Annotated in this window: 11 protein-coding genes; 4 read left to right on the top strand and 7 right to left on the bottom strand. The window is 43.6% G+C overall.

Annotated elements, in window-relative coordinates; translation table 11 throughout:
* The 7 genes from GZ1_RS16735 to GZ1_RS16760 form a co-directional block, all read right to left on the bottom strand.
* The coding region (locus GZ1_RS16735; RefSeq protein WP_060788932.1) for a hypothetical protein at positions 1-377 on the bottom strand (377 nt) is incomplete at its 3' end.
* Complete coding sequence (locus tag GZ1_RS16740; RefSeq protein ID WP_255211318.1) at positions 374-628, bottom strand: hypothetical protein; 255 nt, start codon at positions 626-628, stop codon at positions 374-376. The genes GZ1_RS16735 and GZ1_RS16740, both read right to left, overlap by 4 nt.
* A gap of 248 nt (positions 629-876) precedes the next feature.
* Entirely contained in the window at positions 877-1,044 is a 168-nt protein-coding gene (locus tag GZ1_RS19335; protein ID WP_167346372.1) for a hypothetical protein, read from the bottom strand.
* Positions 1,044-1,223, bottom strand: a complete 180-nt coding sequence (locus GZ1_RS16745) for a hypothetical protein (RefSeq protein WP_060788933.1) — start codon at positions 1,221-1,223, stop codon at positions 1,044-1,046. Before GZ1_RS16745 ends, GZ1_RS19335 begins: the two co-directional genes overlap by 1 nt.
* Positions 1,224-1,240: 17 nt before the next feature.
* Positions 1,241-1,762, bottom strand: coding sequence for a helix-turn-helix domain-containing protein (locus GZ1_RS16750; RefSeq protein ID WP_060788934.1), 522 nt, complete (start codon positions 1,760-1,762; stop codon positions 1,241-1,243).
* The gene (locus GZ1_RS16755; RefSeq protein WP_060788939.1) at positions 1,749-1,976 is read right to left on the bottom strand and encodes a hypothetical protein; all 228 of its coding nucleotides are present in this window, start codon (positions 1,974-1,976) and stop codon (positions 1,749-1,751) included. Before GZ1_RS16755 ends, GZ1_RS16750 begins: the two co-directional genes overlap by 14 nt.
* Positions 1,977-2,100: 124 nt before the next feature.
* Positions 2,101-2,301 carry a helix-turn-helix transcriptional regulator gene (locus GZ1_RS16760; protein ID WP_023634366.1) on the bottom strand — a complete coding sequence of 67 codons (201 nt, stop codon included), beginning with the start codon at positions 2,299-2,301 and terminating at the stop codon, positions 2,101-2,103.
* A gap of 150 nt (positions 2,302-2,451) precedes the next feature.
* On the opposite strand from GZ1_RS16760, the gene GZ1_RS16765 reads away from it, so the two are divergent.
* The 4 genes from GZ1_RS16765 to GZ1_RS18595 form a co-directional block, all read left to right on the top strand.
* Positions 2,452-2,817, top strand: a complete 366-nt coding sequence (locus GZ1_RS16765; protein WP_060788935.1) for a helix-turn-helix domain-containing protein — start codon at positions 2,452-2,454, stop codon at positions 2,815-2,817.
* 28 nt (positions 2,818-2,845) lie between these two features.
* Positions 2,846-4,009 (top strand): 3'-5' exonuclease, encoded by a 1,164-nt coding sequence (locus GZ1_RS16770; RefSeq protein ID WP_060788936.1) that lies wholly within the window; start codon positions 2,846-2,848, stop codon positions 4,007-4,009.
* Positions 4,010-4,136: 127 nt separating this feature from the next.
* Positions 4,137-5,276 (top strand): three-Cys-motif partner protein TcmP, encoded by a 1,140-nt coding sequence (locus GZ1_RS16775; protein ID WP_060788937.1) that lies wholly within the window; start codon positions 4,137-4,139, stop codon positions 5,274-5,276.
* A gap of 55 nt (positions 5,277-5,331) precedes the next feature.
* Positions 5,332-5,564, top strand: a 233-nt coding sequence (locus GZ1_RS18595) for a DUF5131 family protein (RefSeq protein WP_157074394.1), incomplete at its 3' end; no start/stop codon positions are given.

The following is a 5,564-nucleotide window of genomic DNA, read 5'->3' on the forward strand; positions in this document are numbered from 1 at the left end:
CCGCCTTTTTGCAACAGTTGTTTCAACTTCTCATAGACGGCTTTTGGTTCTCGATTGAGCCGATTTGCGAGCTCATCAATCGTCAATACCTTGCGATGATGCCAAAGGTAGAACACTTCCTCTGCCGACCACCGTCCCTTTCGCTTTGGTGTGTTCTGCGCCTGTTCCACAACCGGTTCTCTAGGTTGGGGATCGGCCGGAGAATCACCTTCAAGAAGGGCGGCCAGTTGCCGCATCTCCTGGCTGACCGGGCAAACTTGCAAACATACAGTGCTTCGATATTTGATCCGCTCGGGGCACGTGCGGCAATGTGAATCGAGCAATTCGCAGATTTGCAGCCGGATGTGCCTTTTTTCATGTTTATCAAGCTTATTCACGCATTCCGCTCCTCTCCCAGCTTCACAAAATCAATTTGAATGCCGCGTCGTTGCATATCTCGTATAATGCTCAACAACTGCTGACGCCGGGCTTCTTTTCGTTCGAGTTCTTGCAACTGTCTGACTAAATACTGCAACTCAGACATCTCAATAACCATCGTTTCATAATCGCGGTTTTGCAGCGCTTCCTGTATGTACTCGATGCATCTTGATGCCTTTTGCCGCAAATCCGCCTCTTGGTAAACGATCATATGGATCACCGCCATTCCTCCTTCGTTATGATCTCCAGGCGTCGTCGCAATGACCATACATGTATTGTGGCGCGGCTCCCCTTTTGGATCGTCGCCCGCTCTCGCTCGGCCTGGCCGGCGCTCATGCGCACCGACTGAAGCACAAGCGCTTGCGGGCTGGGGGCACACCCGCCGCCTGTACTCCAGTCGGCAAGCATGAGCTTGCCTTTTGGTTGGCAACATGATATGTTTGGGATAGGGCTGGTTTTTTAGGAAGCAGTGAGCGTTGGGCTTGCTGCTTTTTTCATGTTGACAAGTTTTGTTTTAGCTTCTTGCTCAATGGCTTCGACCAGTTCCGGATGATTGCGCAACTCGGCGCATACCTCCCGAACTTCCCTCGCTGTCATTAACGAACTTGCTACCCATACCACGTACATTACCACCACTCCTTCCGTGATTTTTCCAATCGTTCATTCATTTGCTTTTTCCACTCGAGCAACGCCCTTCCATATTCGCTGTCGAGTTTTCGTTCGCGGGAAAGCCGCAAAAACTCGCTCGTATACCAGTGAACAGCTTCGAGATCCGTCATTTCTGATAAATTCGGCAGTTGAAACATTGTTTTTTCCTCCTTTATCATTGTCGGATAAATCCTTTCGCTTGCAGTTTCGCGCGATGCTTTTGCCACATTTTCCACCAGGAAAAGCCGTAATCCACGCAGATAACCGCTACGTATTGGGTCAGCGCCACGATCGCGTCGATCGCCTGCATCATTGCCTCTTCCAAGCGCTGTTTATCAAACTCTCGAATCGACCGCGGATGGTTCGCCACGCAGACACTTTCAATCGCCTCGAGGGCTTCCACGAGCTCCTCGCGCGTTTTCATCGTCACACTCGCCCGGTGAAGGTCAACCGCATCCCCATCGAGCTTCACCGGCCCCCATCCGGTGTATTCCGCCGCCGCCTCGAGGGCCACCCATGGATTGTTATGTTTTTCGGCGAAATATTTTGATATGTTCGGCTGCACCCGATATCGCCCATTTTCTTGGTGCGATACGGATTCACGAGATTCGTAGATTTCAAACGACAGCTGTTGCTGCGTCATCCCTGTTTTCTGCCGCGCCTCTTTCACCGCATCGGCCGCTCTACCGCGTTTCATCCTCTCTGCTCCCCTTTCTACCATCATCCTTGAGACTTTGTGGTACAGTATCCATAGATCGGTAGCAATCCAGCACCGCCTCGGCGATTTGCCGCAGGATCGGATTGCCTTTTTTCCATTCTTGTTCAAACCATTGCTTTCTCTCCTCTGGGCTCATGAGTACCAATGGGGAGTGAACGATCACCGTCGTGTTGCCGTATTTAAATTCCTTCATGCCCGCATTCCCCCTTTGTTCATGTTTATGCGGAGCATGAGGGGCGTTTGATGACATTCGCTTCACCTCCTTCACAGTAACGTTGAAAAGGGGATAACAGACCATGAGAACACAATTTGTGCAGTTATTGTTTAAAAAAAATTGACTCGACTGGAACTCCATAATACCGAGCTATTCTTAACTTGATTTCGTCTTTAGGAATCCTTTTGGCGTTTTCATACATTTGTAGCGCACTAACACTTATTCCAACAGCATTAGCTACTTCTTCGCGTGAACGATTACCACGTAATTTGACCAAGGTTTCTGCTATTTTCTGCTTATTCAATCGCCTAGCCACCTCTCTTCTGCACAAATCGTGTTCTTTACTTAAATATTAAACCACACATTCTGTGTTGTCAACACTTTTTGTGTTCTATGGTGAATATTTTGTTTTTGTTCACACGCTTTGTGTTAAAATTTATGATAGGTGATTATTATGACTTTTGGTAAAAGACTCCGCTTCTTGCGGAAAAAAATGAATATGACTCAAAAGGACTTGGCTGATAAGTTCAGTCTCGGCGAGAGCACAATAGGAATGTATGAAAGAGATGAAAGAGAACCATCCTTTGAATTCGTTAGACAGCTCGCTGACTTTTTCAACGTCACCACCGACTACCTCCTCGGCCGGACTGACCATCCGAACCCGTCCGAGCAGGATGACATTCCGGAGGAGCTCAAGGATCCCGAGCTGGGGCTGTTCTTCAAGGAACTGGCCGAAGCGCCGGAGGAGCGACGAGAGCAGCTTCTGAAGATATGGGAGATCCTGAAGAGCGAAGGGGATCGGAAGACAAAAGATAAATGAGCTTGTTACTTTTAGGGGAGAGGAAACAATGGGGATTTTGCAACGCCTTTTTGGGAAAAAAGCGAAACAGAAACAGGATGTTGTTACTCCAGTTAATAAAAATAATCTCGGCAACACAGATGACACGAAATTCTCTTCTGAAGATCTCAACAGTACAGGAGTTTACCCCTCGCCGATATCCGTAACTGTCGAATATGGCCTTCCCTCATCAACCTATCCAAATGGGAAAGCAGAGCCGTCTTCAAACGGCCATTACAATTATCAAAAGGCGACGTTTACTCCTGACGACTACGTAGTTTTAGATTTTGAAACAACAGGATTAAACGCAGAGAAAGACGCTATTATCCAAATAGGGGCAATACGATTTCGGAATCATGAGCCCATCGAACACTTTATTTCGTTTGTTAACCCAAAAAGACCCATTCCATCTAAAATAACGGACATTACGGGGATCACAGATAAAGATGTGAAAGATGCTCCTACAATTGAAGAGATCTTCCCAAATTTTATCCAATTCCTAAAGGATGATGTACTGATCGCTCACAATGCTCCTTTTGACATGAAGTTTTTATTAAGCAACGCTCGAAGGCTAGGAATAGAAAAGCCAAACAACCCCGTCATTGACACGCTAACACTGGCTAGAAAATACATACCGGAGACGCCCAATCATCAGCTGGAAACACTGAAACAGTGGTTACAATTAGAGGTGAGTTCACATCACGCACTAGATGATTGTTTGACTTGTGCCGCTGTTTATCGAACATGCCAAAAACGGAGAGAGGAAAAATTTCGTCTTTCCGATGATGAAAAAAGAGCTTATGACATTGTTCTACGCATATTAAGTGATCATAACCGTGACACTAGTCTTGTTCGTTATTCCCGAACATCGACTTATTTGGACATACACGCATTTTACTCATTTGCCCGGATCAAGTTAACAGGCAAAAAGAAATATTTGCTCTCCAAACGATTGGAAAGGGAAATTCTTGATCTTTGCCCTAATGTTATTTGTGAACCGGCTTCTAAAAGTGAAGCTGGACACACGCGCATTTTGATTCAGACTCCTGACGACTTACTACTCGCGTCTCCTTTGATCGTCAAGGATTTTGACAAGGCTTTAAAATCAACGGAAGACTACCGAAAGTACGTTGGGAAAGCCGAAAAAGTCATCCAGGAATACTTAAGTTTGTAAACCAACTTTCAACTTAAAATAACAACATAGTAAAAAGGGAAGTCAATGAATAAGAATATGCAACAAGAAAAGACATCAACGACATGAGGATTGATGTCTTTTTTATTCTTGTAAGGGAGGGAATATTATGACAAATTCAACAGAATTTTTTGTTAGTCCGCGTGAACAATCTAAAGTCAAAACAGCCATACTAACCAAATATTTTGGAGCTTGGTCTAAAATTATGATTCCACGTTCAAAAAGTGGTAGAGTGGCATATATTGACTTGTTCAGTGGCCCTGGTAAGTTCGAAACTGGCGAGCATTCAACCCCACTCATTATTTTAGAAAAATGCATTAGTAATGATGATCTCCGAAAAAGCGTGGTAACTATTTTTAACGATGCAGATCCAAAACTAACTAAAGATTTAGAACAAAATATACAGGATCTACCCAATATAGACACTCTAGCTTATAAGCCCCAAGTATGGAATTTAGTTGTTGGCGACGAAATTGCTAAATTGTTTTCGAAGAACAGTCTAATACCGACTCTTGCATTCATTGACCCTTGGGGATACAAGGGATTAACTACTAACCTTGTTAATGCACTAATCAAAGATTTTGGATCCGACTGTGTATTCTTTTTCAACTACAATAGAATCAATATGGGGTTGACCAATGCATTAGTAAAAGATCATATGGATGCACTGTTTGGAGTAGAAAGAGCTGAAAAAATGAGAACAAAAGTTAAAAGTTTATCACCAGAAGAAAGAGAATTATATATCGTAAATGAGCTTGCAGAAACTCTTTCCGATAATGGAAGTAACTATGTGCTTCCATTTCGATTCCTGGATGAACAAAAGCACAAGACAAGCCATTATCTAATTTTTGTTTCGAAACATGTATTAGGCTATTCGATCATGAAAGATATTATGGCTAACGAAAGTACTTTGAAAAATGATGGTGTAGCAAGTTTCTCCTACATTCCAGTTAAACATATTGAACGGCATCGCAATGTTCAGCTTTCATTACTGTCTCAATACGAAAGGCCACTGGATAGCCTAGGTAGAGATTTATTATCTGTATTTGCCGGTCAAACGTTAACGGTAGAGGAAATTTATCAAAAACACCACGTAGGAACCCCTTTCGTTAAATCAAACTACAAAGAGGCCCTTCGGAGATTAGAAGAAGAAAACAAAATAAGTGCAGATCCCCCAGCTGAAAAAAGACGTCCACGTAAAGGGGTTCGTACATTAGCGGATAACGTAAAAATCACATTCCCTAAATAAGAACCTATGTTCCCTCCGTCTTTTATGATAAAATATATATTAAGGAGGGATAAACATGGCTGGCAACTCAAACATTGAGTGGACAGAAGCCACTTGGAACCCTGTCACTGGATGCACAAAAGTTTCCGAAGGTTGTCGTAATTGTTATGCTTTACGAATGGCAAATCGATTACAAGCAATGGGTAATCCACGCTACAAAAATGGTTTTGATGTTACTCTACATTACGACCTGATTGATTTACCGCGTAATTGGAAAAAACCGAAGAAAATTTTTGTGAACTCCATGTC

It is taken from the genome of Geobacillus zalihae NBRC 101842 (genome assembly GCF_001544135.1).
Taxonomy (GTDB): domain Bacteria; phylum Bacillota; class Bacilli; order Bacillales; family Anoxybacillaceae; genus Geobacillus; species Geobacillus zalihae.

What these genes read in the sequence shown, in the direction of transcription:
- GZ1_RS16740 (WP_255211318.1), bottom strand. Translation starts at nt 628, where the DNA reads ATGATCGTTTACCAAGAGGCGGATTTGCGGCAAAAGGCATCAAGATGC.
- GZ1_RS16745 (WP_060788933.1), bottom strand. Translation starts at nt 1,223, where the DNA reads ATGTTTCAACTGCCGAATTTATCAGAAATGACGGATCTCGAAGCTGTT.
- GZ1_RS16750 (WP_060788934.1), bottom strand. Translation starts at nt 1,762, where the DNA reads ATGAAACGCGGTAGAGCGGCCGATGCGGTGAAAGAGGCGCGGCAGAAA.
- GZ1_RS16765 (WP_060788935.1), top strand. Translation starts at nt 2,452, where the DNA reads ATGACTTTTGGTAAAAGACTCCGCTTCTTGCGGAAAAAAATGAATATG.
- GZ1_RS16770 (WP_060788936.1), top strand. Translation starts at nt 2,846, where the DNA reads ATGGGGATTTTGCAACGCCTTTTTGGGAAAAAAGCGAAACAGAAACAG.
- GZ1_RS16775 (WP_060788937.1), top strand. Translation starts at nt 4,137, where the DNA reads ATGACAAATTCAACAGAATTTTTTGTTAGTCCGCGTGAACAATCTAAA.
- GZ1_RS19335 (WP_167346372.1), bottom strand. Translation starts at nt 1,044, where the DNA reads ATGTACGTGGTATGGGTAGCAAGTTCGTTAATGACAGCGAGGGAAGTT.
- GZ1_RS16755 (WP_060788939.1), bottom strand. Translation starts at nt 1,976, where the DNA reads ATGAAGGAATTTAAATACGGCAACACGACGGTGATCGTTCACTCCCCA.